The sequence below is a fragment of the Micromonospora sp. NPDC005194 genome, from assembly GCF_040608335.1.
In the GTDB taxonomy this organism is placed as follows: domain Bacteria; phylum Actinomycetota; class Actinomycetes; order Mycobacteriales; family Micromonosporaceae; genus Micromonospora.
This window is the reverse complement of record NZ_JBEXIA010000088.1, coordinates 1-1,432: the sequence shown is the minus strand read 5'-3', so window position 1 is coordinate 1,432 and position 1,432 is coordinate 1. Positions and strand designations below refer to the sequence as shown.

General features: G+C 69.9%; 1 protein-coding gene. It reads left to right on the top strand.

Features of this window, described 5'->3' with window-relative positions; translation table 11 throughout:
* Positions 1-198: 198 nt before the first annotated feature.
* Positions 199-1,432 (top strand): S1 family peptidase (locus ABZU53_RS31700; protein ID WP_355069251.1); only part of this gene is annotated, 1,234 nt, incomplete at its 3' end.

Here is a 1,432-nt window from a genome sequence, read left to right as displayed (position 1 = left end):
CAAGGACTGGGACCCGAACAACGACGCGGTCCTGCAGTTGTGGACCTGCAACGGCGGCGCCAACCAGAAGTGGCGACGCGGCTGACCAACCCCCGAACCACGTCCCACCCGCCGCTGCCGGCATCCGTCCCCCCGAACGGATGCCCGGACGGCTCGAGCACCCACGCTGAACCCCACCATGCAATAGAGGACACCCCCGTGAAACAGACCACATGGCGCTCCGCCGCCGTCGCCGTCATCGCCGGCGCGACACTCGCCGTACCGTCCCAGGGCGCCGCCGCCGCGCCGCCGTCCGACCCGATCTCCCCGCCGCACGACTCCGCAGTGTCCATGACCGAGGCGATGCGCCGAGACCTCCATCTGTCCGACGCCCAGGTCCAGGTCCGGCTCCGGATGGAGGCCGCCGCAACACCGACCGCCGAACGTCTCCGTAGCGCGCTGGGCCAGCGTTATGCCGGCGCCTGGGTCGACGGCACCGAACTGCTCGTGGGCGTCACCCGGGCCGCGGATGCCGCCGCGGTACGGGCCGCCGGCGCGACACCGAGGGTCGTGGCCCGCTCCGAGCGACAGCTGAATGCCACCAAGTCGGCGTTGGACTCGGTGGCGGCCGGCGCCGCGGACGCGGTGCGCACCTGGTACGTCGACCCGGTCACCAACACGGTTGTCGTCGCAGCCACGTCCCGATCCGCCGGTCTCGCGTTCGTCCGGGGCAGTACTGCCGACCCGGACGAGGTGACCGTCCGGGTCACCACCGAAACCCCACGGCCGGTCTTCGACATCCGGGGCGGCGACCAGTACGCCATCGGTGCCGGAACGCTGTGCTCGGTCGGCTTTGCGGTCGCCGGCGGCTTCGTCACCGCCGGTCACTGCGGTGGGGCGGGAGCGCCCACCCGCGGCTTCAACAACGTCGATCAGGGCACCGTCGCCGAGTCGGTGTTCCCCGGCAACGACTACGGCTGGGTTCGTACCAACGGCTCCTGGGCCTCCCAGCCGTGGGTGAACAACTACGCCGGCGGCAACGTGTTGGTCGCCGGCTCTGGTGAGGCCGTCCAAGGCAGCTCGGTCTGCCGCTCGGGACGCACCACCGGCTGGCGGTGCGGCACCATCACCGCCAAGAACGTCACCGTCAACTACGCCCAGGGTGCGGTCGTGGGCCTGGTGCGCAGCAGCGCCTGCGCGCAGCCCGGCGACTCCGGAGGCGCGGTCATCTCAGGCAACCAGGCGCAAGGCGTCACCTCCGGGACCACCGGCAACTGCGACGCCGGAGGCAACTTCTTCTACCAGCCAATCACACCGATCCTTCAGCGCTACGGGCTGTCTCTGACCACCACCGCTGGCGACTCCAGCCGGATCGTCAGCAACTGGCACAACAAGTGCATCGACGTACCGAACTGGAACTTCAACGATGGTCAACGCCTGATTGTCTGGAACT